This window comes from Methylobacterium nigriterrae, assembly GCF_037106235.1.
GTDB lineage: Bacteria > Pseudomonadota > Alphaproteobacteria > Rhizobiales > Beijerinckiaceae > Methylobacterium > Methylobacterium nigriterrae.
The window spans coordinates 1-269 of the sequence record NZ_JBAWTG010000895.1 but is presented as its reverse complement, the minus strand read 5'-3'; the positions used below and the strand labels follow the sequence as shown (position 1 = coordinate 269).

The window sequence follows — 269 nt, the reverse complement described above, 5'->3', positions numbered from 1 at the left end:
CCGGTGCAGCTGACCGAGATCGAGCCCCGCACCTTCTCCTTCAACGCGCCGTTCGGAGCCTGCCCGGAGTGCTCCGGACTCGGTACACGGATGTCCGTGGACTCCGAACTGCTCCTCGGCGACCCCGCACTGAGCCTGGCCGACGGCGTGATCCTGCCCTGGACCCAGTCGGGCATGGGGCTGTTCAACTACTTCCAGCGACTGCTCGAGGGCCTCGCGAGCGACCTCGACTTCTCGCTGTCGACCCCGTGGACGGAGTTGCCCGAGGA

At 67.7% G+C, this 269-nt stretch carries 1 protein-coding gene; it reads left to right on the top strand.

Annotation, left to right across the window (positions count from 1 at the left end):
• Positions 1-90: 90 nt before the first annotated feature.
• Positions 91-269: hypothetical protein (locus WDW90_RS41155; RefSeq protein ID WP_336493056.1), on the top strand; the 179-nt coding region annotated here is incomplete at its 3' end.